This is a genomic window from Lacticaseibacillus parakribbianus, assembly GCF_025490915.1.
In the GTDB taxonomy this organism is placed as follows: Bacteria; Bacillota; Bacilli; order Lactobacillales; family Lactobacillaceae; genus Lacticaseibacillus; species Lacticaseibacillus parakribbianus.
Map to the genome: position 1 here is coordinate 36,001 of NZ_JANQBA010000009.1, position 24,923 is coordinate 60,923.

28 protein-coding genes and 1 tRNA gene are annotated in these 24,923 nt (G+C 60.7%); 13 read left to right on the forward strand and 16 right to left on the reverse strand.

Going from position 1 to position 24,923, the window contains the following annotated elements; all coding sequences use genetic code 11:
• Window positions 1–171: 171 nt before the first annotated feature.
• The 3 genes from NUH19_RS08585 to NUH19_RS08595 all read right to left on the reverse strand — a co-directional run bounded on the left by NUH19_RS08585 (window position 172) and on the right by NUH19_RS08595 (window position 2,085).
• Entirely contained in the window at window positions 172–1,149 is a 978-nt protein-coding gene (locus NUH19_RS08585) for a hypothetical protein (RefSeq protein ID WP_262316145.1), read from the reverse strand.
• A gap of 11 nt (window positions 1,150–1,160) precedes the next feature.
• Complete coding sequence (locus NUH19_RS08590; protein ID WP_262316146.1) at window positions 1,161–1,664, reverse strand: hypothetical protein; 504 nt, start codon at window positions 1,662–1,664, stop codon at window positions 1,161–1,163.
• Between the two features lie 88 nt (window positions 1,665–1,752).
• Window positions 1,753–2,085: a zinc ribbon domain-containing protein gene (locus tag NUH19_RS08595; protein WP_262316147.1), complete on the reverse strand. Its 333-nt coding sequence runs from the start codon at window positions 2,083–2,085 to the stop codon at window positions 1,753–1,755.
• A gap of 249 nt (window positions 2,086–2,334) precedes the next feature.
• Here NUH19_RS08595 and NUH19_RS13195 point away from each other — a divergent pair, with 249 nt between their 5' ends.
• The gene (locus NUH19_RS13195; protein ID WP_420844682.1) at window positions 2,335–2,514 is read left to right on the forward strand and encodes a tyrosine-type recombinase/integrase; all 180 of its coding nucleotides are present in this window, start codon (window positions 2,335–2,337) and stop codon (window positions 2,512–2,514) included.
• A 227-nt stretch (window positions 2,515–2,741) separates the two neighbouring features.
• Here the strand turns inward: NUH19_RS13195 and NUH19_RS08600 are convergent.
• From NUH19_RS08600 to NUH19_RS08615, 4 genes are all read right to left on the reverse strand, one after another.
• Window positions 2,742–2,815: transfer RNA gene (locus tag NUH19_RS08600), tRNA-Arg, on the reverse strand.
• 280 nt (window positions 2,816–3,095) lie between these two features.
• Entirely contained in the window at window positions 3,096–3,521 is a 426-nt protein-coding gene (locus NUH19_RS08605) for a DUF3284 domain-containing protein (protein WP_262316148.1), read from the reverse strand.
• Window positions 3,522–3,609: 88 nt separating this feature from the next.
• The gene (locus NUH19_RS08610; protein ID WP_262316149.1) at window positions 3,610–4,917 is read right to left on the reverse strand and encodes a DEAD/DEAH box helicase; all 1,308 of its coding nucleotides are present in this window, start codon (window positions 4,915–4,917) and stop codon (window positions 3,610–3,612) included.
• Window positions 4,918–4,926: 9 nt separating this feature from the next.
• Window positions 4,927–5,907 carry a Gfo/Idh/MocA family protein gene (locus tag NUH19_RS08615; protein WP_262316209.1) on the reverse strand — a complete coding sequence of 327 codons (981 nt, stop codon included), beginning with the start codon at window positions 5,905–5,907 and terminating at the stop codon, window positions 4,927–4,929.
• Window positions 5,908–6,027: 120 nt separating this feature from the next.
• Between NUH19_RS08615 and NUH19_RS08620 the strand changes: the two genes are divergently transcribed.
• On the forward strand, window positions 6,028–6,396 hold the full coding sequence (locus tag NUH19_RS08620; RefSeq protein ID WP_338085553.1) for a DUF4828 domain-containing protein: 369 nt from the start codon (window positions 6,028–6,030) through the stop codon (window positions 6,394–6,396).
• 179 nt (window positions 6,397–6,575) lie between these two features.
• Here the strand turns inward: NUH19_RS08620 and NUH19_RS08625 are convergent, their stop codons facing one another.
• Window positions 6,576–6,932, reverse strand: coding sequence for a YxeA family protein (locus tag NUH19_RS08625; protein ID WP_262316150.1), 357 nt, complete (start codon window positions 6,930–6,932; stop codon window positions 6,576–6,578).
• A 130-nt stretch (window positions 6,933–7,062) separates the two neighbouring features.
• Here NUH19_RS08625 and NUH19_RS08630 point away from each other — a divergent pair, with 130 nt between their 5' ends.
• Window positions 7,063–7,410 carry an acetyl-CoA carboxylase gene (locus NUH19_RS08630; RefSeq protein WP_262316151.1) on the forward strand — a complete coding sequence of 116 codons (348 nt, stop codon included), beginning with the start codon at window positions 7,063–7,065 and terminating at the stop codon, window positions 7,408–7,410.
• Between the two features lie 57 nt (window positions 7,411–7,467).
• Here the strand turns inward: NUH19_RS08630 and NUH19_RS08635 are convergent, their stop codons facing one another.
• From NUH19_RS08635 to NUH19_RS08645, 3 genes are all read right to left on the reverse strand, one after another.
• Window positions 7,468–9,138, reverse strand: coding sequence for an ABC transporter permease (locus NUH19_RS08635; protein WP_262316152.1), 1,671 nt, complete (start codon window positions 9,136–9,138; stop codon window positions 7,468–7,470).
• Complete coding sequence (locus NUH19_RS08640; protein ID WP_262316153.1) at window positions 9,131–9,916, reverse strand: ABC transporter ATP-binding protein; 786 nt, start codon at window positions 9,914–9,916, stop codon at window positions 9,131–9,133. Before NUH19_RS08640 ends, NUH19_RS08635 begins: the two co-directional genes overlap by 8 nt.
• Window positions 9,917–10,655: 739 nt before the next feature.
• Window positions 10,656–11,390, reverse strand: a complete 735-nt coding sequence (locus NUH19_RS08645) for a GH25 family lysozyme (RefSeq protein WP_262316154.1) — start codon at window positions 11,388–11,390, stop codon at window positions 10,656–10,658.
• Window positions 11,391–11,546: 156 nt separating this feature from the next.
• Between NUH19_RS08645 and NUH19_RS08650 the strand changes: the two genes are divergently transcribed.
• Both NUH19_RS08650 and NUH19_RS08655 read left to right on the forward strand, forming a co-directional pair.
• A complete protein-coding gene (locus NUH19_RS08650; RefSeq protein WP_262316155.1) occupies window positions 11,547–11,735 on the forward strand; it encodes a hypothetical protein in 189 nt (62 codons plus the stop codon).
• 35 nt (window positions 11,736–11,770) lie between these two features.
• Window positions 11,771–12,688, forward strand: a complete 918-nt coding sequence (locus NUH19_RS08655; RefSeq protein WP_262316156.1) for an SPFH domain-containing protein — start codon at window positions 11,771–11,773, stop codon at window positions 12,686–12,688.
• A gap of 118 nt (window positions 12,689–12,806) precedes the next feature.
• Here NUH19_RS08655 and NUH19_RS08660 read toward each other — a convergent pair whose 3' ends face one another.
• From NUH19_RS08660 to NUH19_RS08675, 4 genes are all read right to left on the reverse strand, one after another.
• The gene (locus NUH19_RS08660) at window positions 12,807–13,514 is read right to left on the reverse strand and encodes a deoxynucleoside kinase (protein ID WP_262316157.1); all 708 of its coding nucleotides are present in this window, start codon (window positions 13,512–13,514) and stop codon (window positions 12,807–12,809) included.
• Between the two features lie 25 nt (window positions 13,515–13,539).
• Entirely contained in the window at window positions 13,540–14,031 is a 492-nt protein-coding gene (locus NUH19_RS08665) for a nucleoside 2-deoxyribosyltransferase (RefSeq protein ID WP_262316158.1), read from the reverse strand.
• A 55-nt stretch (window positions 14,032–14,086) separates the two neighbouring features.
• Window positions 14,087–14,821, reverse strand: a complete 735-nt coding sequence (pnuC, locus tag NUH19_RS08670) for a nicotinamide riboside transporter PnuC (protein WP_262316210.1) — start codon at window positions 14,819–14,821, stop codon at window positions 14,087–14,089.
• A gap of 393 nt (window positions 14,822–15,214) precedes the next feature.
• Window positions 15,215–16,114, reverse strand: coding sequence for a hypothetical protein (locus NUH19_RS08675; protein ID WP_262316159.1), 900 nt, complete (start codon window positions 16,112–16,114; stop codon window positions 15,215–15,217).
• 212 nt (window positions 16,115–16,326) lie between these two features.
• Here NUH19_RS08675 and NUH19_RS08680 point away from each other — a divergent pair, with 212 nt between their 5' ends.
• From NUH19_RS08680 to NUH19_RS08695, 4 genes are all read left to right on the forward strand, one after another.
• On the forward strand, window positions 16,327–16,866 hold the full coding sequence (locus tag NUH19_RS08680; RefSeq protein WP_262316160.1) for a GNAT family N-acetyltransferase: 540 nt from the start codon (window positions 16,327–16,329) through the stop codon (window positions 16,864–16,866).
• Between the two features lie 250 nt (window positions 16,867–17,116).
• Window positions 17,117–18,346: a glycosyltransferase family 2 protein gene (locus NUH19_RS08685; protein WP_262316161.1), complete on the forward strand. Its 1,230-nt coding sequence runs from the start codon at window positions 17,117–17,119 to the stop codon at window positions 18,344–18,346.
• Entirely contained in the window at window positions 18,336–18,611 is a 276-nt protein-coding gene (locus tag NUH19_RS08690; protein WP_262316162.1) for a hypothetical protein, read from the forward strand. The genes NUH19_RS08685 and NUH19_RS08690 overlap by 11 nt, the downstream gene beginning before the upstream one ends.
• 1 nt (window position 18,612) lies before the next feature.
• A complete protein-coding gene (locus NUH19_RS08695) occupies window positions 18,613–19,503 on the forward strand; it encodes a polysaccharide deacetylase family protein (RefSeq protein WP_262316163.1) in 891 nt (296 codons plus the stop codon).
• A 155-nt stretch (window positions 19,504–19,658) separates the two neighbouring features.
• Here the strand turns inward: NUH19_RS08695 and NUH19_RS08700 are convergent, their stop codons facing one another.
• Window positions 19,659–20,549, reverse strand: coding sequence for a PfkB family carbohydrate kinase (locus NUH19_RS08700; protein ID WP_262316164.1), 891 nt, complete (start codon window positions 20,547–20,549; stop codon window positions 19,659–19,661).
• 255 nt (window positions 20,550–20,804) lie between these two features.
• On the opposite strand from NUH19_RS08700, the gene NUH19_RS08705 reads away from it, so the two are divergent.
• The 4 genes from NUH19_RS08705 to NUH19_RS08720 all read left to right on the forward strand — a co-directional run bounded on the left by NUH19_RS08705 (window position 20,805) and on the right by NUH19_RS08720 (window position 24,905).
• Window positions 20,805–21,953, forward strand: a complete 1,149-nt coding sequence (locus NUH19_RS08705; RefSeq protein ID WP_262316165.1) for an MFS transporter — start codon at window positions 20,805–20,807, stop codon at window positions 21,951–21,953.
• A 119-nt stretch (window positions 21,954–22,072) separates the two neighbouring features.
• Entirely contained in the window at window positions 22,073–22,501 is a 429-nt protein-coding gene (locus NUH19_RS08710) for a MarR family winged helix-turn-helix transcriptional regulator (protein WP_262316166.1), read from the forward strand.
• Window positions 22,494–23,882: an MFS transporter gene (locus NUH19_RS08715; protein WP_262316167.1), complete on the forward strand. Its 1,389-nt coding sequence runs from the start codon at window positions 22,494–22,496 to the stop codon at window positions 23,880–23,882. Before NUH19_RS08710 ends, NUH19_RS08715 begins: the two co-directional genes overlap by 8 nt.
• Before the next feature lie 48 nt (window positions 23,883–23,930).
• Window positions 23,931–24,905 (forward strand): alcohol dehydrogenase catalytic domain-containing protein, encoded by a 975-nt coding sequence (locus NUH19_RS08720; RefSeq protein ID WP_262316168.1) that lies wholly within the window; start codon window positions 23,931–23,933, stop codon window positions 24,903–24,905.
• Window positions 24,906–24,923: the final 18 nt, after the last annotated feature.

Here is a 24,923-nt window from a genome sequence, read left to right on the forward strand (position 1 = left end):
CCTCCACCCTACCACACTGTCACTTCCTTCACGTACCGATATCAATAATAAATTATGACATAGTCGCATATTCGCATCAGCTTTTCGCAAAAATTACTGATACGTGGCAGATACTCGTAGGTGAATTACATTTTCGTTGTTGGAGAAGTCAGGGCCGCGGGTGTATGTTCTCTATTCTGCCTGCATACTACTCAGTACCAAATGAGCTAGAGCACCATTTTGAACAAATACTGCATGAAGTGCCTCATTCAAATTGACGTCACCAGACCATGCGTCCGACCCCTGACCTGCAGGGTGCATAATCATCAAAGTGTCACCAGAAACCCTGTATTCCTCATAGGAGAGCGGCGTTCCCACAGAACTATTACCTGTAGTGTTGGTATCAGCTGAATAGGTGATTGTTGAATCTCGAAGACTGCTGAGCGTATCCTTTACGACAACGTCACTCCTATCCTGCTGTCCGAAAATCTGTGCCAACAAGGCCAGTTGTTGACTTGTATACTTCGCACTCTTTTGACTTCCAGACTCGTCATCAGCCTCATCACCAGATGCTACTTCTTCAGCCTCTCTATTGTGTTCAATCGCTTCTTTGTTCTTCAGGCTGTCAGAAGTACTACCATTTCCTTTAAATGCCATGTAGGTATAAGCAAGTGGGAATTCATTGCTTAAGTATATGAAGGTGCCGCCACCAACGAAGTACTGTGGGTTCATATTGTCAAAGATGCGTTCGACCATTTTAGACTTCCCGGGTGCAATCGTTAGTATTTTTGAGACCGCCGGCTTTTCTGGGTCTTGTTGGGACTCATAAAGGAGAATTTTACTGGTATCCAGAGTGACCTTCTTTTCTGTTTTATTGGTGATCTCCATATCCACAAAGCACGGAGAATCGCCTTGGCCATTCGTGCCAGATGTCGCCTCAGACGAATCTTGTGTGGCTTTAAAGCGGAAAAATACCTTATCCCTATCTACCTTGGACAGTTGATGATAAGACACTGCTTTGGTTTCCTTTTTTGCAGAGCTCCTCTTATGTACTAGTTTAGACTCAGAGCTGCGCGACGCCTGCTGTAGCTTCTCCGCATTACTAGCACGGTGGGCGCTACATCCCGCGATCAAGATGATCGACAATGCAAGCACAATTACTCTTTTCAAACGGGCACCTCCTAGTTCTTAATCTTTGAATATTTGACCAAAACTGCATTGACGGTTTCTGGTGGGAAATCGAAAGTAGTATCATGGAAGACACCAGTTAGTTTCTTAGTGAAAATACCAGAGATTTTAGATATCTCCATCGATGTGTCATGAAAAGTCGCATCATCGGGGTCGGAGTCATCAGACATTCCGTTAGTCCATTTGAGATTTTTGGCATTACTCTCAATGTCCCAGAATCTGTTATAGTTACTTGACTGATAAGAAAGCATTTCCGCTAATTGACCTGAAGAGTTTAAGTCATCGACGTATGACTGCGAGTTCTTACTTATGAATAGCGCACCATACCCGTTTTCCTTACCGCCAAACACGAGATAACCGGTATCTTTCCACTCACCATTATGCTCTGTTTTCATCGCAAATATGTTGCCCTCAACGACGCTGCCTGTGCTTGTGGAGACACTTCTGTACCAGGTTGAGACAACCGTTACAAGCAGTGAAAGGATCAGAATTAACATGTATTTTCCTTTTACTTGTCTACTAGGCACTATTTTATTGACTGCATCATTTCTTTCGGCCACATTATCGTTTCCTAACATATACAGACTATTTTTTGGGCTTAAAAAAGATAAATCCAAGCACAAATGAAACTACGTACGAAATTCGACCTATGAAAATAGACAAAAAGGATGCAATTGCGAGCGTCACGAAAAACTTTAGCCAATTGGGCCAGTTGTAGAAGTTGTCTACAGCGGTACGCGTATCCTGTGCAACTTCTGACACTGCGGTCACCTCAGTCTGCACCTCTGTGACAGGCGCGCTCTGAGTTTTTGGTTCTTGAGTTCCAAGGTTATGACCGCACTTTACACAGAATTTCGCGTTTTCAGGTACCTTCGCTCCGCACTCAGGGCAATAGGCGATGCCCGATTCTTCAGTCATTTGAGCTCCTCCAACATTCCTCATATTCAATGCTTATTGTACCATTGAATTTGTTCGCATACTTAGTCAATCAATCGATACTTGCCAAGATTATTAACGGCCGCGAAGTTCTCATCACTCACTTCAGGTTTCGAATTACTGCTTCCCTTACTCGGTCGTAGGCGAACATTGGGCGGGAATCAATCCTTTACAGCACCTGCTGATCTACGAGACTCCCGATGACGTTCACTAGCCTCCGCCAACACAACGCTGCGTGTCTTGAGCGAGCGGGCAAAGACACGAAACACCATCATAACGCATGGACTACGCCACACCCATGGTTCAATCCTGATCCATGCCGGCATCGACGTTCTGAGCGTCTCCAAACGACTCGGCCACAAGAACCTGCAAACGACCCTGACGATCTTGTCCATGAGATTGCGGAGGTAAAGGCACGTGACAACGACCGTGTGGCCGACTCACTGGATAAACTTCTATCACCGGCGCATCGCTTGTGCCGCAAGTAATTGCGTTTTCGTGTGGTTGCTTGTGTGGTTTCCGACCAAAGAAGACCACACCAAAACCACACGAGCTTCAATCCCCTACTTTTCCGCAAAACAAAAACGCCGATTTCTCGGCGTTTGGACTTCCTTCGCATTCCACAAAACTTATAAAAATGCGACAGGGGGGACTCGAACCCTCTACCTATGGTTTAGGAAACCATTGCTCTATCCAGGTGAGCTACTATCGCGAACCCAACCATTATAAATGTTTTGGCGAGTCAACGCAATTGCCAAAGCTGCTGGCACTGCCCTACCGCCCGGTGACTGGCCGCAGCTGGCGGCCATTCACGCGCCTGACGCGACAAAAAAACAGCCCGGACTCAACGTTACCGTAAGTCCGGACCGCTCCTATGGCGTCAAACGCTAGACATGCAAAGACACCATATCCGATGCACCGCAATATGCCGGTTGCCGTGCAACTTAAATATACCACCGATTGGCGTGGCGCGAAAGTTTTTTTTCAGAAAGTTACGCGCCGGCCTGGTACTGCTGGGCCATCGTGTCCAGCATGTACTGGATGCGGCGCTTGCGGCGGTGGCCCAAGAAGATCATCACCAGCATCTGGTTCCACTCCCGCATTTTATCCGCGTAAAGCGTGTTTTCGTGGTAGGTCACCTTGGTCTCGTTGTCCTGGGTTTCCTGCAGGTCGTATTCGACGTAGTAGGTGCCGCGGCCGATGCGGGTTTCGAAGGCGTAGGCGCGATTCTTGTCGGCCTTGGTGATTTTGACGCGACCGCGCCCGTTCTTGCCCATTTTCTTCTGGTACTCGTAGCCGTTCAAGGCGCCCGGCGCCAGGCTGTTACCGGTTGACTGCTTGATGTCGTAAAGCACCGAATCGATGATGGTTTGGTAAATGTAGCTGGCCGGTGCGTTGACCGTGCGTTGCAATTCCATGCGTAACCTCCCTCTGTGGTGCTGCCACCACCGGCCCCTGATGAGACCGCTTTAGTCTAGTGTACCCGTTTGGATTGGTGGGAACAAGTCAGTGCGGCTTGCGCTTGCCCTTGTTCTTTTGGTCACGGGCTCGCGCCTTCTTGTGCGGCTTGCGAACAGAGGCCACGGCCTCCCGCTTGCCGGAGGCCGGCTGCGCCTTGGCTGCAGGCCGCGACGGCCGAGTCGGCGCGGCGGCGGTGGCGGCCGCGGCGTCAGCGACAACACCGGCCGCCCCTGCCGCATTCTCGCGCGGCGGCGGGGTTAAACTGAGCTTGCCGTCGACCAAAAAGGCGCGGCGAATGTCGTATTGCGGCACCAGGTGGCGCAGGTTGCGCTTGTCGTGGTCATCGCCGATGGTGACCACGGTGCCGGGCTCGCCCATGCGGCCGGTACGACCGGCGCGGTGGATGTAGGCCTCCTTGCGCGTCGGCGTCTGGTAGTTGATCACCGCCGGGAGCTTGGGGATGTCCAGGCCACGGCCGGCCATGTCGGTGACCAAAAGCAGCGTCAGCCGGCCCTTGCGAAAATCGGTCAGCGCCTTGGCGCGGTTGGCCGCCCGGTCCGTTTTGGACAGCACGGCAAACTTGATCTGCTGGTGCGACAGGGTCCGGGCGACTTTTTCCATCACCGCGTTCTGGTTGAAAAACACCAGCGCCTGAAACTTGTCCAGATGCGCGAGGTGGCGCAACCAAGTCTCGCGATGCGCGTTGTCCGTCTGCACGAACAGGTGCCGCACCGCGCCTTGGGTGTGGTCGATGGCGCGAACGTCAATCACCCGCACGTCCTGGCCGAACCACTTGGCCAGGTCTTCAAACATCGGGCTCGGCGTGGCGGAGAAAAAGGCCAGCTGCACGTCACTTGGGGCCTCCATCGCCAGGTCCCGCACCTGCCCTAGCCCGGGGTCGCGCAAAAGCTCGTCGGCCTCGTCGACCACCAGCGTCGCCAACGTGTGCAGCCGCACCTTGCCGGCGGCCACCAGCTCCAGGAGCCGGCCGGCCGTGGCGACAATCACCTCGGGCTTTTTCTTCAGCTGCTCCAGCTGACGCTTGACGTTGGCGGAACCGGTGACCGCCACGATCGACAGGCCGACCGCCGCGGCGTAGGGCCGCAGCACGTCGCGCGTCTGCACGGCCAGCTCCTGGGACGGGGCCAAAATCACAATCTGAACGCCGGCTTGCGGCAGCGCTTTTTCAAGCAGCGGCAGGCCGAACGCTAGGGTCTTGCCCGAGCCGGTCGGCGCCAGGCCGACGATGGATTCGTCCTCGCGCAAGGGCTTGGCCACCGCCTGCTGGATGGGGGTCTCTTCTTTAAAGCCGGCCTGCTGCCACAGGGTCTGAAACGGGGTTGCAATCGTCATAATTTGCCTCTATTCTGGGTCGTTCGTGAAGTGAATGTCGCCGCTTTGGCGCAGCTGCGCCATCACGTGGTGAACCTTGGCCGCCAGCGCCATCGCCGCGCGAGCCCGGGCCGTGTCGCCTTGTTCGATGATCTCGGCGAAGGCGCGGGCCTCGTCTTGCATCGGGTTTTTGGCCTTGGCCATCGTCAGGTCGTGGCTGCCACTGCCGTCTTGCAGCACCACGCGGTTCAGCTCGCCGGGCGAGTCGAAGACCAGCGTCTGCTTGCCGGTGTATATCTCGCTGGGTGCGGTACTGTTGTAGGTCTTGCCAGCGACCAGCGTCACGTCAAAGTCCGGGTAGGCCAGCCGCGCGATGCCGGCGCCGTCGATGCCGTTGGCCAGCTTGCGCGGCAGGTACTGGGCCGCCTCGGGCTCACCGAACCACGCGACGGCGGCGTAGACCAGGTAGACCCCCAGGTCCATCAGCGCCCCACCGGCAAAGGCCGGGGAGAAAATGTTGGGGTTCTCCCCGGCTAGGTAGGCGTCGTAGCGCGAGCTGTACTTGGCGTAGGCCAAGCTGGCGCCGCTGATGGGGTGGCTGGCCACGAAGTCTTGAATCACCGTGAAGTTGGGGTCGTAGACGTGCCGCGCCGCCTCGAACACGAAGACGCCGGGATGCGCCGCCTGGGCCGCCTGAATCGCCGCCAGCTCGCCCACGGTTGTGACCATCGGCTTTTCGACGATCACGTGCTTGCCGGCCGCCACCGCCTGAAGCGTCTGGGTCGGGTGCAGGCTGTTGGGGCTGGCGATGTACACGACGTCCAAGTCGCTGGCCAAAAACGCGGCGAGGTCGGTGAAGGCCGCGGCCGGCGCCGTTTTTTCGATGAAGGCCGTGGCGGTGGCCAGGTGCCGCGAGTACACGGCCGCCAGCGTGTAGGCCCCGGTGGCCTGCGCCGCGGCGACGAACTGGGCCGTGATCCAATTGGTGCCGATAACTCCTAGCTTCATAATTGCCTCCCGAGTGGTTTTACTACATTGTAACAGGCCTGCAATGAAATTGCAGTGCAACTGATGACCGGTTATTGCATGCGCGTGTTATGATGGACCTATAACTTGGAGGAGGCGTTCGGGATGGCATTTCACAAACCACATCTATTGACCGGCTTGCTGCGCCTGGTGGGCAAGGGTGGCCCCAAAACGCAGCCGGCAAACCCGGTTTTGCAGCTCGCCCACCAGTACACGGGCAAGTTCGCCTTTCTTGACGAACAGACCAACAAGACCCACCAGCTGGCCGTCGACCCCGACCTGACGATTAAAATCGACGGCCGCGCCTTGCCCGGCCAGGTCACCGGCATCACCACCGAGAAGCTGACCTTCCTCGATCACTACGGCTACTCTTTGATCATCACCTCGGGGCCAACCGGACCGGCCACCGTGTACGATGAGGCCGAGGACGCGACCTACCAGGTGATCGACCCCAACGCCGACCCGCAGTCCTAATCAAACCAGCGCAGCCCCGCGGCGACCACAATGTGATCGCCGCGGGGCTGCGCTGGTTTTTGCGCTGGTGCCAGCGACCGTTGGCTGCCGCAGCACCGACCGCCGGCGCGGCGCCGCGCTTGGCTAGATGGCTCTGAGCACCGCAGGACTGGGGGCGTCTCGCATGCCGCAAGCGGCCCTCACGGTAGCTTGGCCAAGGCGGCCGCGGGAACCGCGCTTTTGGGCACCGCCGCCCAGCGGGTCACGCCTTTTTGGTCATTCACCGTCAGGCGCAGGTAGGCCCCTTGGCGCAGCGGCCGGGACTTGTTGCCGTTGAAGGTGATGGTTTTGGCCGCCCCATCCTTGGTGTAGGCCGACTGCCGGTAGCGGTAGTCGGTCCAGGTCGCCCCGTCGTCGGCGCGTTGCACGATTTTTTGGCCGGTAGTCACAACCTTCGTGTAGTACGTGGTGCCGCCGTAGCTGGTCACCTCGATGAACTTGTAGCCGCCAAAGGCCAGGGCCACCAGGACCACCAGGCCAATCAGGAGTTTTCTCATCTGCCTCACCTCTTCTTCATTGTGCCATCACGGCGGCCGCGGCGCCAGCGCTTGGCGGCAGATTGAACGAACGCTTTTGTCACCTTGCGTAAGGGAACACTTGTTCGTATAATGGGGATGAGGTGAGGACATGAGTACCCAACAAGACATCAAGCTGATCAACGAACGCATCGACGCGCTGTTCACCCGGGCCCCGAAGACCCGCTACTGGCTGACGGCGGTGCATAACCCCTACGACCACGAGTTCAGCTTCTTCTTTTGGTCGCAACGCCGCGGCGAGCGGCAAAAATCGCGGCCGCTGCACAGCCTGGAAACCGAGGACATCGACGTCTTCGCGGCGGTGATCGCAGGCATCAAGGCCCACACCCAGCTGACCATCGACTACTACGGCTTCACCAAGGAGCGCTGGCCGGCCACCGGTGACTTGATCGAGCGGCGCCCCCGCGACATCGAAACCAACGCCGGGCTGCCCTTTTAGCGGCACCAAAAACGCGGCGAGGCCCAATGGGTCTCGCCGCGTCGTGGCCTGCGCAGGTCAGCCGCGCAGCAACAAGTCGTAGCGAATGCCTTGCGGATAGGCCCGCCACAGCAGCCAGCCGATCAAGGCGAACACCACGGCCAGCCCCAGGTCGAACCAGACGGTGAAAAGGAGCCCCCCGGCCACGACGATCGCCATCATGATGATCATCCCGACCAAAACCGCGCCGACGCCGACGATGCCGTTGGTCGCCCCTTTTTGCGCGGTGAACTCGCTTGAAAACGGCAGGGTGCGGCCGACAATCATGCGCCCGAACAACAGCGCAAACATCCAAGTCATCGCCACCGTCAACACCCCGGCCGACAGCGCGTGAACGCCGGTGAACGGCACGAAGACCACCAGCCACAAAAGCTCAAAGGGCAAAATCAGCTTGGCAAACAGCGCGGTGATCACGCCGCGCAGCAGCAGCCCGTGCGTGGCGAACGGCACGGTGCGAAAGATGCCCATCGCCTCGGGCTGGTGTGAAAACGACAGGTTGACGATCGCCGTCGGCAGCGCGATCACCAGGCCGATGCCCAGGTACGGCAGGAAATGGAGGATGGCCAGGTGATTGGCGCCGCGCAACAGCCCCGCCCCCAAGATCACCGGGATCATGAAGCCGTAAGCCAGCTGCGGGTAAACGCGCAGCTTGAAGTCGCGCTCGTATTGCATCATGCGCCAGCCCAGGGTGAAGTAGGTGGCCTCGGCGCCGCGGGTGGTCAACAGCCGCCTGGTGGTGGTGAACCACCAGGAGTGCTTGCGGTTTTGATTCGAGCTTTGCTCCAGTTTCTCAAGCGACTGCTCGAACTGCGCAGCGTGAGTGAAGTAGGCCGCGACCAAGGCCGCGGTGACCCCCACCGCCAGGCCGGTCAACACCAGACTGACGGGCTTGAACACGCCGTCAAACAGCAGCGCCGGTCCGGCGAACCACACCGGGGCGGCCGGCACGTACCACCACAAGAGGCGCGTCGGCATCGCCAGGTCGATTTTGGCCATGGTGTCGACGCCGACCAAGTTGGGCAGCTGACTGGCCGCGTACATCAAGACGATCAGCCCGATCTGCACGACGTTCAAGATGTTGCGCAGCCGCTCGCCGTCAAAGAAGCGCAGCACCAGTAGGTACAAAAACAGCGACAAGACAAAGGCGAACACGGCCAGCATCACCGCGCCAAGCGCCGCGCCGACCAACACCAGCGGCCCGTGCTGCAGCGTCAGCACCACCAAGCTTGGCACCGCCAGCGCCACCAGCGTCACCGCCAGGAAGAACACGACCACCGCCAACCGCGCGGCATTGAGCGTCCGGTCGGCCACCCCCCGCACCGCAAAGATGCGCCGGTCCCGCGGATCCAAGATCAGGCTGGAGTAGCCCGACAGCATTTGAAGGAAAAACATCACAAACAGCGTGGTGTAAAACGCGGTCAACTGCGTCATCAAGGGCAGCGGCAAAAACAGCGTGACGCCGATCACCACCCCGATCAGCAGGTTCAACAAGAAGGTGTTGCGCAACCCGTGATCCGGCGCGTCCGCCTTCTTCTTGCGGTAGGACACGCCGATGCCGCTTTTGCTGCGGGCGGCCAGCTTGAACTTGGCCGAGACGATCAGCGCGAACTGCTCGAAGTCGACCCCGCCGGCCGTGAGCGGCTTGCGCAGCGCGGTCAAAAAGCCCAATCCGCGTGGTAGCTCACTCATGGCCGACCCCTCCCGTCACGATGTCGACGAAGGCCTTGGCCTTTTCGCCGTGCTCGGCAAAGCCGGTCAGCTCGTTGAACAGCTCCTGCAGGTTGGTGTCGGCGCCGTTGGTGATCGCGCTGAAGGTCCCATCCGCCTGCACCTGCCCGTCGTTGAGCAAGATGATGCGATCGGAGAGCTTTTGCACCACGTCCATGATGTGGCTGGAGTAAAAAATCGTCTTGCCGCGTTTTTTCAACTCGACCAAGATCTCCTCGATCACCAGCACGGTGTTGGCGTCCAGCCCGTTGAGCGGCTCGTCCCAAAACAAGACGTCCGGGTCGTGCAAGAGGCTGGCGATGATCAACACCAGCTGGCGCATCCCCTTGGAGTAGGCGGTGATGCGCCGATCAAGCGCCGGGGCCAGGCCGACGATGCCGGCCAGGGCCACCGCTTTGTCCTCAGCGTCCTGCTCGCTCAGCCCGTACAGCTGGCCGATCAAGGTCAGGTACTCCCGCGCGGTCAAGGCATCGAACACGTCGGCGCTTTCCGGCACGTAGCCAATGTGCTGCTTGTAGCTGGGGTCATCCGGCCGCACCGGCTGGCCCATCAGCTCGATGGTGCCGGCGTCTTGGGTCAACAGGCCCAAGATAATCTTGACCGTCGTGCTTTTGCCCGCGCCGTTGGGGCCGATGTAGCCGACGATGGTGCCGGGTTCGATCGAAAACGAAACGTCCTTGAGTACCTGCTTGGCGCCGAATGATTTTTGAACATTGGTCAATGCAATCGCAACTGCCATGGTGTGCCTCCCTTTGCGGTCATCCCGCGGATACGCCAACTATACCCTAATTGAGGTCAAGCGCAAGCGCGAGGCTTGTGTTCGATTCCACAAGGCAGTATACCCGTGGCCTGGTACTTTGTAAAGCAAAGTATGCGACCATCATCGGCACCAACGCGCAAAAAAACGCACCAAATCCGGCGCGGGGAAGCCCCGTACCGGACCTGATGCGTTGGGTGGTGCTACCGGCCAATCGTCGGCGGCCGGACCGCGGCCTGCCCCGCCTGCCGGGCGTCGGCCCACGGTGGGCGAAACGCTAAGCGTCGGTACAGGCGTGCGGTCGGGTCAACCACAACTGACCCAATACTGCCGGTGGTGCAAGGACGCGGCCTGTTGCCAGCACACACCACCCGGAACCGCCGGGCGACTTGCGGTGTGAGCGTGCTGGCCGGTGCGCGTGCCGGCCGTCTCTTGCGTCCGCAGCTGGCTCCGAGGAGTAGGACGCAAGGCGTGCGGCGACCGGGTCGAGAATCCGCTACCCTTAATGATTCCCGTCGGCGACTCGGCGGGTTCCGCTAATTCCATCAATGGAAGGGCTGGTGAAGCCTGGTCTGGGTGAGGCGACGTGGCGCTTGCCACCGGATCGTCTGCCGAAGTCCGCGGATTGCATCGACAACGCGTTTGCCGAACCACGGGCCTGATGTCCATCTGAGGCTATCGTAACAGCTGCTGTGCTGGCCGTCAATTTATCAGCTCGCAATCAGCGCTGAGCGGTGAATTCCTGCTTCGTGCCCAAAAACGCCACCGCCGCAAGTGTCTGGTCGTCGACGCTCAACGTGCCTTGCTGCCAGTACTCGGCCTGCTTGGGCCGGCTGCCGCCGATGGCAAGCCGGGGCCCCGGCACCGCCGCCACGGCCCGCAACACCCGGGGGCTTGCCATCACCAGGCAGGTTTTGCCGGTGGCGGCCTTGATCAGCGCGATGAAGCGCGTCAAGGCGGCGACAAGCTGCGCCTTAGCCGGCGGCCGGGCGGCGTAATCCCCGTAGTAGGTTAGGTAAACACCGATCGGCAAGCTCCCCCAGTCGCGCTTGGTCTGCTTGAGAAACTGCTGGGCCTGGGCGTCCGGCGGTGAGTCGAAGCTGAAGTAGTGGTAGACGCCGATGCGCAGCTGGGCGCCGACGCTTCTGTCGTAATTGACGGTGAAGGCGTCGTCGAAGTAGCTGGCGCCTTGCGTGGCCTTGAGGTAGGCGAAGCCGACCCCGGCGTCTTGCAGCGCCGCAAAGTCTTGGTAGCCATCGTCGGCGTCGAGCATCACCCCTTGCACCGCCCCGCCTTGCGCCTGGTGGGTCGGCCAGTGCCGCACCCCCCACCAGGCGCCAAGCGCCACGAGCATCAAGGCGACCAAGATCAGGCTGCCGCGGATGCGGCGGTGTTTTTTATCGTATGTGTCTGCGTAGATCGGCCGCTTCCCTGCGATGGTGCTCACCTCCGTCATTATTATACCGAATATCGCGGCGGCCGAAAGGCGGAATCAAAATCAGCCTCTGGACCGATTATCCTGCGCGGCCAGGGGTTATCATTGTCTCATCCTCGAGTAAGCCTTATCATGGAGTTAGCGCGTGGTCGAATTCGGGTGCCGGGAGGTGGGGACATGCTAGATGAGCGTTTGATCGGTGACACGTTCACCCTGCCCGAGACGGGCGACGTCGTGTGTCTGTACGGCATTCACTACCACTACCTAGTCCTCGATGGGTCGCGCCCCGGTGACTTGGTGGTCATCGTGGGGGTGACCCCGCTGGCGTTGCGGGTTCGCAACGCCGAACGGGACTTACAGTACTGAGGTGCGGGGCGACCCGCAAATAAGGAGGAGTTACTATGGGACAGATTATTTTGTGGACGGTTGTTGGCATCGTTGTGGTCATCGCCGTCGTCATGTTACTGAGCAGTGTGGCCATCATTCACACCGGTGAGGTCGGCATCGTCGAACGCTTGGGGAAGTATGTTCAAACGCTGCAGCCGGGCTTTCACGTCGTGCCGCCGATCATCTACCGCATCACCGAAATCGTCAACATGAAGCAGATTCCGCTGAAGGTCGACGAGCAGGAAGTGATCACCAAGGATAACGTCGTGGTGCGGATTTCCGAGACCCTGAAGTACCACATCACCGACGTCAACGCGTACGTTTACCAGAACAAGGACTCCGTTTTGTCCATGGTCCAAGACACCCGCGCCAACCTGCGCGGCATCATCGGCAACATGGACCTCAACGACGTCTTGAACGGCACCGAAACCATCAACCAGACCCTGTTCCAGCAGATTGCCGCCACCACCGCCGGCTACGGGCTGAACGTGGACCGCGTCAACATCGATTCCATCCAGGTCGACAAGACCATCCAAGAGTCGATGAACAAGCTGCTGCGGGCGTCGCGTGAGAAGGAAGCCAACATCATGGAGGCCGAGGGGCTCAAGCAAAGCGCGATTGCCAAGGCCGAAGGTGAAAAGCAGGCCGACATCCTGCAGGCCGAGGCCAACAAGCAGACCCAGATTCTCGAGGCCCAGGGCCGCGCGGAATCCCAGCGCCTGATCGCCGAGGCGGTCAAGGACCAGATCAACTCGATCAACGCCGGGCTGGCCAAGGACGGCGACATGTACCTGAAGTACAAGAACGTCGAGGCCCTGGAAGCGCTGGCCAAGGGCACGGCCAACACCGTGGTGATGCCAAGCACCGCCGTCGACTCGCTGGGTCAGATTCCGGCGGTCGGCCAGGTTCTGACCGCCGCCGCCAAGAAGTAACACCCCGACAGGACCGCGCGTGGCGCGGCCCTGTTTTTGTTTCGCGGATCGGCCACGCAAAATGGGACCACCGGCTTTGCCCAAGTCGGTGGTCCCATTTTGAATCTTAACGCTGCCCTCAGATGGCCCGGGCGGCGCGAATTTCGGCGAAGCGGCTCGGGGCGAGCTTGCCCAGCTCGACCAGCTTACCTTCGATCTGATCCAGCACCGCGTTGCGGTCTTTTGGGTTGTTGACGAAGTCATAGTGGTCGCGGTCAACCGTGATCAAAGTCGAGCGGGTGTAGCCCTTGGCCCAGTCGCGGTAGGCGGCGTTGACGCGGTTGTAGTAGGCCACAAGCTCCGGCTTCTCGCGGATGTCTTCCATCTCGCGACCGCGGCCTTGAATCTCTTCGATTTCGTGCTCCGGGTCGATTTGGAGGTAAATGGCCAGGTCCGGCAGGCCGTTCCACGGGCTGCCGTTGACGTTGGCTTGCATCTCCTGGGACAGCGTGACGTAGATGTTGAAGTCGGCATCGTCGATTTCGCCGTTCTTGTGCAGCTGCGAGGCCATCACGAAGTCGGATTCAAGCGAGGAGTCCATCACGGCGTTCTCCTGCATCACGGCCTTTTTGAGCTGCTGGTAGCGGAAGGTCAAAAAGGCAATCTGCAAAATCGTGCCGGTGGTCTTGCGGCTGTCGGCACCGGCGTCGTAGAACTTCTGGAGCATGTTGGCGATCATGCCATTGCCCTCGACGTCTTCGTAGTAAGCCGGGGCGGCGAGATCCGCCGACAATAGCCGAGTCAAAGACGTCTTGCCGGCGCCGATACTGCCGAGAATATAGATCATGTGTTACTCCTCCTATAATGTTGAATCAAAATACCGGAAACGGATGGGCCGGCTCGCTGGGCAGGTGGTTGAAGTCGAAGGTCGAAAGCGCCGCGATGTCTTGGACGAAGGTCGTGACCCCGGCCGCCAGCATCAAGTTGAGCTTTTTGTCCGCCAGGTTGGCGGCCAGCGGCACCAAGATCACGGGCTTGTGCAGGGCCCTGAGGTAGCCGATTTCAAAGGCGCAGCCGGCATCCTCCGAATCCAGGTCGTAGAGAAACACCCCGGCGTCGGCGGTCGTCATGGCCGACAGGTCGTTGTTGTAGGTCGCATCGATCCACAGCCGCGACATCTGCGTGGCCGCGGCCGCCTGATCCTGGTACTCCCAGTCGAAGGGAAAATGCACCAAGGCCACCGTGTCGTTGTGATCAAGCGCCGCCTTGGCGTCGTTTACCCGGGCCTTTTGCGTGGCGTTGAACCACGGGCTGCCCAGGTAAAGCTTAGCCAGGGGCAACCGCGCCTTGCTTTTGTCTGTCATCTGATTCCTCCGTAAACCGGCGACTTCTACTATACCAGAAACACGCCGGGCATTCTCACTTGATTTCGTTCAGGCCCATTTTGCGGCGACCGGCGTTGAACCACGGGCTGATCGTGAAGGCCAAGATGTCGTTGATGACGTAGATGCTGGAGTTGATCGCCATGCCCAGGCTGGCGTCGCCTTGCGCGTAGGTGATGCCCCACAAAATCAGCTGGGCGATGCCGGAAAACAGCCACCAGAAGTACTGGTTGGAGTAGCGCAGGAAGCAGACGATTCCGCCGGTCAAGGAAATCGCAAAGGCCATGCCGTCGTAAATCGGCCGCGGGTCGTTGGTGAAGTTGCCGATCAGGTAGGCCGACAGCGCCCAGACCACCAGGGTGAAGCCCAAGGAAAGCGCCCACTCCTTGGCGCCGAACTTGCGCAGGTGGTTCTTGGTGTCGTCGTTCCAGCTGCGAACGCTGATCAACACCGGCAGGTCGAGGGTCACCACGTAGGCGATTTGCTCAAAAATCGACAGGTAGTTCTTGGCGGTGAAGCCAACAAAAATAAAGCAGGCGGCCGAAATCAGCCCCAACCAGCCGTTGACGGCCTTGGTGGCGTTGATGGCCAGGACGCACAGCACCCCGATGGTCGTGCCGATGAAGGTGACCAAAGACACCGCCGTGATCGGCGCGTTCACCAGCGTCATGATCTGACAGCCCAGGGCGAACCAGAAGAGGTAGTAGTTCTGCTGCGGCCAGCCCTTGAGTTGATTCAGCAACCAAGTTCCGTAATTCTCATGCGTCATAATGAATAAGTCCCCTTTTTTGTCTCGTCTGCAAAAGCAGCATGGGGACCATTATCGACCCGTCTCGGGCATTTGTAAAGGCCGCAACCGCAAAATGTGGTGCTTGTTCAGCCGTGAACACCCCACATGTGGTGCCATGCGACCGCTTCCACCGCCCTGGCCCACCAAAAAGGCGGCCTGGTTGGGCCGCCTTGCTTGCGGGATGGTTGGGCCGCCCGACGCGGTGTGGTGGCGCTGCCTTGCGGAGTGGTGGGGCCGCCCGACGCGGTCGCGTCGTGCCGCCTTGCTTGCGGGATGGTTGCGCAACGTCAACGGGGCGACGCTGCCCCACCCCGGCCCGGCGCCGTCGCGCTGGTGCGGTGGCGCCGCAGCGTGGATTTGCAGAGACGACCCTATCTAGTCCTTTGGCACCAGCACCTGCCGGCGGCCGCAACGGCCAAGCGCCACGGGGTGCATGACCCAGGCCCCATCGACCAAAGGCACCGCGTCGCGCGGGTTTTGCGGGCACGGGCTCTTGCCGTACTGGCGGTCGGCGCAGACCCCCAGCACGTAGAGCCGCTTAAGGTCGGCCAACGGCGCAAGCGTCGCCAGCAGGTGGCGGTAGGCCAGCCCCAGCGCCTGCCCCCCGGTTTCGATTGCGCAGCGCAAGGCGCCGGTGGCCAGCAGCACGTCGGCATCCGGCCGCAAAAGCAGGATCTGGCGAATCACCGCGGCGTTGCGCAGGCCGGGCACCGCGCAATCCCCGGTGGTTTGCGCGACCATTTTCGGGTTGTGGGCATCGCAGGCCCGCAGCTTGGCCGCGGTCAGCGGCCGGCGTTCGCCGGTTAGGCTGACCTGCTGCCAGTGGTTGGCCCCATAGGTGGCGGCGTCTTCCAAAAGCGCCTTGGGCCGCAAGTAACGGGCGTTGCCGCAGACCACCGGCACCACGTTGACCAGCACGATTCGGCCGTAGCAGGCCGGCGCGTCCAAGCAAACCCGCACCGCCGTGTCGTCCAACACGGTATCGGCGGTGCCGTTGGGGTGCTTCATCACCACCAAAAGCGTCTGGTGACCGACCAAAGGCAGCGGCCGCCCCGCGACCACGCAGCTCTTGCGGTCGATTTCGGTGCCGTAACGCAGGAAGTTCACCACCCGCACCCCCCCGGCCAGCGACTCGACTCGGGCCAGCTGCAAGTCGCCTGCGATCACCACCGGATGATCCAGCACCCGCAGCCGCACCCTGACCTGGCAGGCGCGACGCGGCGGCGTTTGGGCCCAGTGCCACCCGTGATGCTCATCCCCGGTGCGTTCAAACAAGGACTGTTCCTCCATCCGCGTCTCTCCCTTCGTCGGCTCACTTTTTCCACATTGTACCATCGTTCACAAAGTTCCGCCACGGGCGACCGGCCGCGGTGGGAATGAGAATTTCGCCATGTAAGCCCCTCCAGCCGTGCAGTCGCTGGGCATTGGTGGTAGACTCTTCATTTGTCAGTTTTTTGCGGCCGCGGCCGCGCTTTGGAGGGAAAAACATGGGGATCACCATTCGGCCCTGCACCCTGGCCGACATCGATCAGCTGCAGGGGCTACAAGTCGAAATGACCGGCGAGAAGACGCCGGCCGGCCAGGCGCTGAGGGCGGCCTTGGCCACACCGAACACGGAATTCGCGTTCGTGTTCGCCGGCAGCCGGCTGGCCGGCTTCACGCGGCTGAACCTCGGCGACGCCCAATCCGAGCAGCTGGGGCCCGATCACCTCGAGGTCGCAAGCCTCTACATCCGCCCCGCCTTTCGCCGCCAGGGCCTGGGCCGCGCCCTGCTGGCCCATGCCGCGAAGGCCGCGACCGCCCAAGGCGCGACGCGGCTGTGGTGCGGCCTGAGCAACCCCGGTGCGGCGACGCTTGCCTTCTTGACCGCCGGCGGGTTTTGGCCGGACGCGACGAAGTGGCGCTTTGAATGCGCCGTCGGTCACCCGCGGCTGGCCCCCCACCCAAGGGTCGGCACGAGCTCACCGAGCGAAGCGGCGCGGCGCGCGTTTGCGCTGCGGGCCACCGCCGGGTTCGTTTTGAATTAACCAACACCCAATCCCGATTGCCGCCCCGCGGTGATCGGGATTTTTGTGCGGCAGCATCAATGAGAAGCCGTGCCATCATCGAATGCGATTGCCGGCCACTTCCGGCCGTCATCATGAGAATATTAATAATCGATTATAGAGATAATCGTTGACGGGGATAAATAATAGTCGATTAATTTTATTTTAGAGCGGGTACCATGCTAAGCTTTAGTGGTAGGCGATGCAACTAACTCAAAGGGAGGCTACGCTGATGCTAACCAGTTTTATTCTGCTGTACCCGCTCACCATGACCTTGGTCTGGCTGATTGGGACCCTGTTTTACCGCTTAACGTCTCCGCGCCCGTCCCAGGCAACGCACACGGACCTCGTGAGCGTAATCGTGCCCTGCTACAACGAGGAGGCCACGCTTCACGAAACCGTCCAGGCGCTTTGCCAGCAGGGGCACCGCAACCTCGAGCTGATCTTGGTGGACGACTGCTCCACCGACAACACGCTGCTGGTGATGCGGGCCCTGAAGCAAAAGTTTCGCCGGGTGCCGATGACCATCGTGGCGCAGTCGCAAAACGGCGGCAAGGCGGCGGCCTTGAATGCCGGTGCCAAGGCGGCCAACGGTGAGTACATCCTGTGCGTCGACTCGGATTCCCTGATCGACCCCAAGGCGATCGATCACCTGCTGAGCTCGCTCAAGGCCGACGACCGCGTTGGCGCGGTGACCGGCAAGCCGGTTGTGTTGAACCGCGGCGTGATCGTCGAGAAGATGCAGACCATGGAGTACGTGGCGATCATCGACTTGATCAAACGCGCCCAGATGTTTTTCACCGCCAACATCCTGACCTTGTCCGGTGTGCTGGTGCTCTACCGCAAGGCCGCGCTTCAAAGCGTGTCCGGCTGGAACGAAAACGTGCAAACCGAAGACATCGACATCACCTGGCGCATGAAGCTGAAGAAGTGGCGCGTGGCCTACCAGCCCCAGGCCACGACCTGGATTCTGGTGCCGTCTACCATCAAGGCCCTGCTCAAGCAGCGCCAGCGCTGGGCATACGGCGGCCTGCAGGTGCTGGTGGCCAACTGGCGCCTGCTGTTTCGCCCGTGGCAGCCGAACACCTGGCTGCTGTACGAAATGCTGACCTCGATTCTCTGGTCGTTCGGCACCCTGTTTTCCATGACCTTCTTCGTGGTTTCGACCTTCATGAACCAGGCCGTGCAGCTGGACGGCAACGTGATCTTGATGATCTTCTTCATCGGCCTGCTGCAGTTCTTCGCCGGCATGCTGATGTCGGTCAAAAAGGCGAAGCTGCGCCTGCGGATGTTCCTTTACACCCCGATGTACCTGTTCTTCTACTGGTTTTTGAACCTCTACTCACTGGTGACCGCGGTGCTGAAAATGGTGTACACCCCGATCGAACACGGTCGCTGGGAATCCGCCGACCGCAGCCGGTCGCTGGGCCAAATGAAAGGAAAGACAACCGATGCGCGTTAAAGTGATCTACGCCACCAACCGCTGGGCCACAAGCGTCAACGTGCTGTGGCTCACCCTGATGTGGACCGCCATCGCCGGCCTGCTGGCGCTCAACGTGCTGTTCGACATCGGCTACTTCAACGACTTTGTCGCCCCGCTTTACAACCTCTTCAACATCGAGTGGCAACTTGGCGCCACAATCGTCAAGAGCCTGGGCTGGATCATCACCATCATCTCCGGCCTGGCGCTGATGCGGGTGCTTTGGACCCACGGAAAGGAGAATTAACATGACCAAGCGGATCAAACGCTGGGCCGTGATGATCATTTTCACGATTGCCCTGATTGCGGTCGGCTTCACCATCGGCACCCAGGAGCTGCGAGTTCACTCCGAGGTGGAATCGGGCTTTGAGATTCCAAGCGAGGAGACCCTCAAGGAGGACGGCATCGCCATTTTGTCCTACCACCGCATTTTGAGCGACCAAGTCAGCCTGCGCGTGGCGCGAGGCATGAGCAACAACAACCAACTGAGCGAGTACAACATCACCAAGCACGACTTCATCAAGCAGATTCAGGCGATCGAGGAATCCGGCGCCGAGATTATCTCGATGGACCAGGCCCAAGACATGATGGCGTCTCAGATTCAGCCGATCGGCAAGTACGTCGTGTTGACCTTCGACGACATCGCCGAAAGCGCCTTCAAAAACGCCTACCCGTACCTGCGCGACAACAACATCCCCTTCACCGCGTTCATCATCACCAGCAAGGTCGGCCAGTACGACGCCGACCAAAAGCTCGCCACCTGGGCGCAGCTCAAGGAGATGCACGACTCGGGCCTGGCGACCATCGCCTTGCACACCGACGACATGCACTACCTGAGAAACGACAAGCCGGTCGGGGCACTGCCGGCCTACGAGCTCGACTTCCAGGAAGACTACGAACGCTCCCAGGAAACCTACCGGCGCCACTTCGGTGAGGACGCGCGTTACTTCGCCTCCCCGTACGGCACGATCACCAAGAACAATGTGCGGTTCCTCAACCAGCAGATCGAAATGGACGGCGTGTTCAACCTCGCCCAGCGCGTGATCACCACGGCCAACCCGCACAAGGGTACCCTGGATCGCATCTTAATCACCAGCAAGAACTGGCACAGCTTCCAGGCCTGGCTGGACTTCAAATAGCGCGACAAAGCCCCTGCTCACGAAGTTGTGAGCAGGGGCTTTTGTGATGCCGGCGGTCCGGCCTGGTGATTGTGGGGTCTAGCTCGTGGTCCCGCGGTCGGCCGCTCATTGGCGGTCCGGCGGCGCCGCCGGTGAGCACCGCCGCGCGATTGCGTCTAGCCGAACACCGGCAGCATGTTGGCCTGCATGCCGCAGACCTTGGCGGCCAGGCGGTTGGCGATGGCGATGGCATCCGGCACCGACAGGCCCTTGGCCAGCCCCGCCAGCATCCCGCCGCAGTGGGAGTCGCCGGCGCCGACCGTGTTGACCACCCGCACCTTTTCACCCGGGACGATGCCTTGGGTGCTGTCGGAGACGTAGTAGTAGGTGCCACGGGCCCCGAGCGTCACCACCACCGGCTGGTGCGTCAAGTCGTGCAGGTAGGCGACCTGCGCCTCGAATGTGTCACCCTTGGCCACCTGAGGCAGCTCGACTTCGTTGCAGTGAACCATCACCCCGGACTTGAGCAGCGTCAGCAGCAGTGCGGGGTCGACGCTTTGAATCCGCGCGGCGACGTCGAACAGCACGGTGGCGTCTGTGCGGCGCTTGAGATAGGTTGCCACCACGTCTTCTGCGACGTGCGGCTGGGTCAGCTGAAACCCGCTGAGGTACAGCAGGTCGTAGCTCGGTATGTCGAGGCTGGCCAGCCAGTCTTTGCGAATCAATTTTTCCATGCCCGGCAGCACGATGAAGGTGCGTTCGCCATTGGGCTCGATCATCGCGACGGTCCAACCGTTGTCGGGGGCCCCGGCGATCACGTGCGGCACCTCGCCGATGCGCTGAATGTGGGCGGCAATGCGGTCGGCGTTGGCGCCGTGACCCACCGGCACGAACAAGTCGGCGGTTTCACCGGCCGCTCGCATCGCGCAGTAGGCGTTGATCGCGCAACCGCCGACTTGGTACTCCAGGAAATCGCCGAGGGCGTTGCCGCCGGTGAGCGGGACGTTTGGGACATTCATCAAGGCATCGACCAGCGCCGAGCCGAAGATCAGGGTTTTGTTCGTCAAGGTTCTCTTCCTTTGTCGCAAATTTTAATGTCTGCGTCCATATTACCAGATTTCGAACGCCATTGGCATTGCATCGGTGAAATGTTTGCGGTATGCTACGCCTATCGATTTCGGAGGATGCATCATGACCCATGCCTATCAAGTGATTATTTACACAATTACGTACATTTTGGCGGCCTAGGGGCGAAGTCTACCCTTTTTTGGTCGCCGCTGGCGCAAGCGGTGTCGTTTGCGCCTTTTTGATGGAGAAAAATGATGCAACTGAAAACTCAATTACGCGCCGCTTACGCCTACAGCTTCTTCGCGTTTTGCGGCATCACCCAACTGTGGGTCATCTACCTGGGCCAGATGGGCCTGAGCCTAGTGGCCATCGGCCTGTGCGAAAGCCTGTTTCACGTCGCCTCGTTCCTGTTTGAGGTGCCATCCGGCGTGTTGGCCGACCGCTTCACCTACCGCCGGATGCTGACCTTGAGCCGCGTCGCCGCCCTAGTGTCCGCCGCCATGATGCTTTTCAACGGCGGGTTTTGGTGGTTCGCCTTGAGCTTCGTGTTTTCGGCCTGGTCCTTCAACCTGCAGTCCGGAACGCTTGAGGCCCTGCTGTACGAATCGCTCAAGGCCGCTGGGGCCACCGCGCGTTGGCCGCAGGTGACCAGCCGCCTCAACACCGTGATCGAGCTGTCGTCAAGCGGCGGCCTGATGATCGCCGGGGCGATGACCCACTGGCACTTTGAGGCCACCTACGGGATCGCCATCGCCTTGGCCATCGCCGCGATGGCGGCGGTGTGGCGGCTGGAGGAGCCGGCTAGCCACCAAGCCCCGGCGACGCGCCAGACCATCGCAAGCATCGTGACGACGGCCTGGCAGGTCCTGCGCCACGACCGCCGGCTGCGGTCTTTGATGCTCTTTGACGCCAGCTTCAGCGCCGTGGCCACCGGCTATTACTACTACTTCCAAAACGTTATGACCACCCGCGGGTTTGCCAGCTGGGTGATCACGGCGCTGCTCGGCGCGGCGTCCTTGGTCGCCATCGCCGCCATTCAGTTCAGCCCCAAGCTGTTGCACCGGTCGCGCCAGCGCGTGCTTTTCGGGTTGACCGCGGGGCTAGCCGTCGCCTTGCTTGCGGCTTGGTCGACCGCCTCCTGGGTCCTGGCTGCGGTTTACTTGGCGGTTTACGCCTTGTCGGCCCTGCTACCGCCGGTGTTTGACGTCTACTACAACGCCTTGATTCCAAGCGCCCAACGCGCGACTTTGCTGTCGGTCGCCTCGCTGTTGTACTCGGTGTGCATGATCGTCTTGTTCCCGCTTTTGGGCTGGGCGGTCAGCCGCTTTGGCTTCAGCGCGACCTTCGCCTGCAGCGGCGGCCTGATCGCCGTGGCCGCGCTGGTGCTATCGCGCCGCAAGTAATTTGGGCCGTCGCTGAGTTGCGGCGGTTTTTTTTTTGCGGCAAAAAACGTTTGCGAGCTAACCAACATTGCGCTACACTCGTCATTGTTAGCTAACTAGCAAAATTCAGGAGGTGCCACATGACCGATTACGGCAAGCTGATCAAACACGCCGCCAACCAAATGGCGCGAGGCATGGATGCCTACGCCAAGCGCTTCGACCTCACCGGGATGCAGATGTCCATCATCCATTTCCTGGCCAATCACCCCGCCGCTTTGCAGCGCGACATCGAAGCCGAGTTCAACATTCAGCGGTCGTCGGCGACGCTATTACTTCAGCGCATGGAACGGGCCGGGCTGATCACCCGCACCCCCGCGGCGCATGACGCGCGGCAAAAGGCGGTGGTGCTGACCGCCAAGGCCAAGGGCGTCCAAGACGGGGTGTCGGCCTACATCGCGGCGCAGCAAGCCGCGATGACCACCGCCTTCACCCCGGCGCAACGCGCGTTGTTCGTGGAAATGCTGACCCAATTCACTCAAATTACAGGAAGCGATCTGACTCATGACTGAACCAACAAAGCTCACCCGTTCTACAGTTCTCGCCATCGTCGCCACCGGGCTGATGTCCTTTTGCGGTGTGATTGTCGAAACGGCGATGAACATCACCTTTCCCACCCTGATGACCGAATTTCATGTCACCACCAGCACCGTGCAGTGGCTGACCACCGTATACCTGCTGGTGGTCGCCGCCTTGGTGCCGCTGTCGGCCACCCTCAAGCGGCGCTTTGCCGCCAAGCACCTGTTTCTGGTCGCCATCAGCTTCTTCATCCTCGGCGTCGTGCTGGACGGCACCGCACCGAGCTTTTGGGTGCTGCTATTGGGCCGGGCCATTCAGGGCCTCGGCACCGGCATCGCGTTGCCCTTGATGTTCAACATCATTTTGGAGCAGGTGCCAAGACCCTTGATCGGCACCATGATGGGGGTCGGCACCATGATCACCGGCGTGGCGCCGGCGATCGGCCCGACCTTCGGCGGCGTGGTGGTCGCCACGCTGGGTTGGCGCTACGTCTTCGTCTTCCTGCTGCCGGTGCTTGTGCTTTCGCTGGTGCTTGGCGTCACCTGCATTCACCAGGTCACAAAGCCGGTGGCAACCCCGCTTGACCCGCTCAGCGTCGCGTTGATCAGCCTGACCTTCGCCGGGTTGATCTACGGCCTGGCCAACATGGGGGCCAGCGAATTTTGGCGCGTTCAAGTCGCCGGCGCCTTGCTGGTCGGCGTCTTGGCGCTTGTGGCCTTCGTCTGGCGCAGCGGCCGGGTTCAAGCGCCGATTTTGAACCTGCACCTGTTTGCCAACCGCCGCTTCACCGCGTGGCTGATTGCCTTTGCCTGCCTGCAAACCGCGGCGCTGAGCCTGTCCTTCCTGCTGCCCAACGCCATCCAGCTGGTCAACCACCACTCGGCGCTGATTGCCGGGCTGGTGGTGCTGCCCGGCGCGGCGCTGGGGGCGATCGCCGGGCCGCTGTCTGGGCGGCTGCTCGACCGCCTCGGGGCCCGGCTGCCGCTGCGCCTCGGCGCAATCATCGTCTTGGCCGGCGTGGTCGGCCTGCTGGCGACGCCGAGGCTCGGCGACTTCGCCATTTTGGTGTGGTACGCCGTGTTCATGCTGGGCATGGGCCTGAGCTACGGCAACTTGATGACCAGCGGCCTGAACACGCTGGCCGCGCCCGATCATCCCGATGGCAACGCCATTTTCAACACCGCCCAGCAGTTCTTCGCCGCCGTCGGCACCAGCCTGGCCGCAAGCCTGGTGGCCGGGGCCCAGGCCCAGGCCGCAGTCGCCGTCGGCACGGCCGCCGGCACCCGCCAAACGCTGGTGGTGCTGGTTATCTTGGCCGGGCTTGAAACCGCCCTGGCCTGGGTGCTGACGCGGCCCAAGCACCTGAGCGCCTGACGTGGTAGACTGGCCTTGCAGGCACCACCTGCACCAAGGAGCGAGCCAATGTCTACGACAACCTTACCTACCAACATGCAAGCCGCCTACATCACCGCGTTCGGGGGGCCTGACCGGATTCACGTCGGCGAACTGCCGCTGCCGCCGGTGACCCCAGGCACCGTCTTGATTCGCGTCAAGGCCGCGGCGGTCGACCGCGTCGACGCCTACGTTCGCGCCGGCACCTTCCGCACCGAGACCCATTTTCCACTGATTCTAAGCCGCGACGCCTGGGGAACCGTGGTCGCGCTTGGGCCCGGCGTCACCGGCTTCACCCTAGGTCAGCGGGTCTGGACCAACAGCGCCGGTTACGCCGGGCGCCAGGGCGTCGCCGCCCAATACGCGGTGGTGGCCGCAAACCGGCTGTGGCCGCTGCCGGCGGTTGACCCCAACGGCTGGCTGGCGCTGGTACACCCTGGCGCCACGGCGGCGATCATCGTCAACCAGCTGCTCAACCTCCCGGCCGGCGCGACCCTGCTGGTGGCCGGCGGGGCCGGCCACGTCGGGCGGCTGCTGATTCAACTCGCCAAGCTGACCGGCTTAGCCGTGCTTGCGACCTGCCACCCGCGGGATTTTGCTACCGTGGCGGCGCTTGGGGCCACCCCCAGCGACTACCACGAAGGCTGGGCAGACCACCTCAAAGCGCCCGTTGCCGCCGTGGTCGACACCTCGGGGCGGGTCCCGCTTCAGGCCGCCCTGGACGTGTTGGCCCCGGGCGGTCAGGTGATCGTGATGGCCACGCCGCCAACGCCCTTGGCGAGCTTTGACCTGCCGCGGTTTTACATGCAGCGCCAGCGCCTGACCGGCTTTGTCATCAGCCACGCCAGCCTGGCCGAGCTGACGGCAGCCAACGACTTTTTGACCGCCCACGCCGCGGCCTTGCAGCCGCTGGCCTACCGGACCCTGCCGCTGGGCCAGGCGCCGTTAGCCCACCGGCTGGTCGGGGACGCGACCGAAAAAAGGCGGCTGTTGCTGATACCGTAGCCACGCAAAAATGCCTTC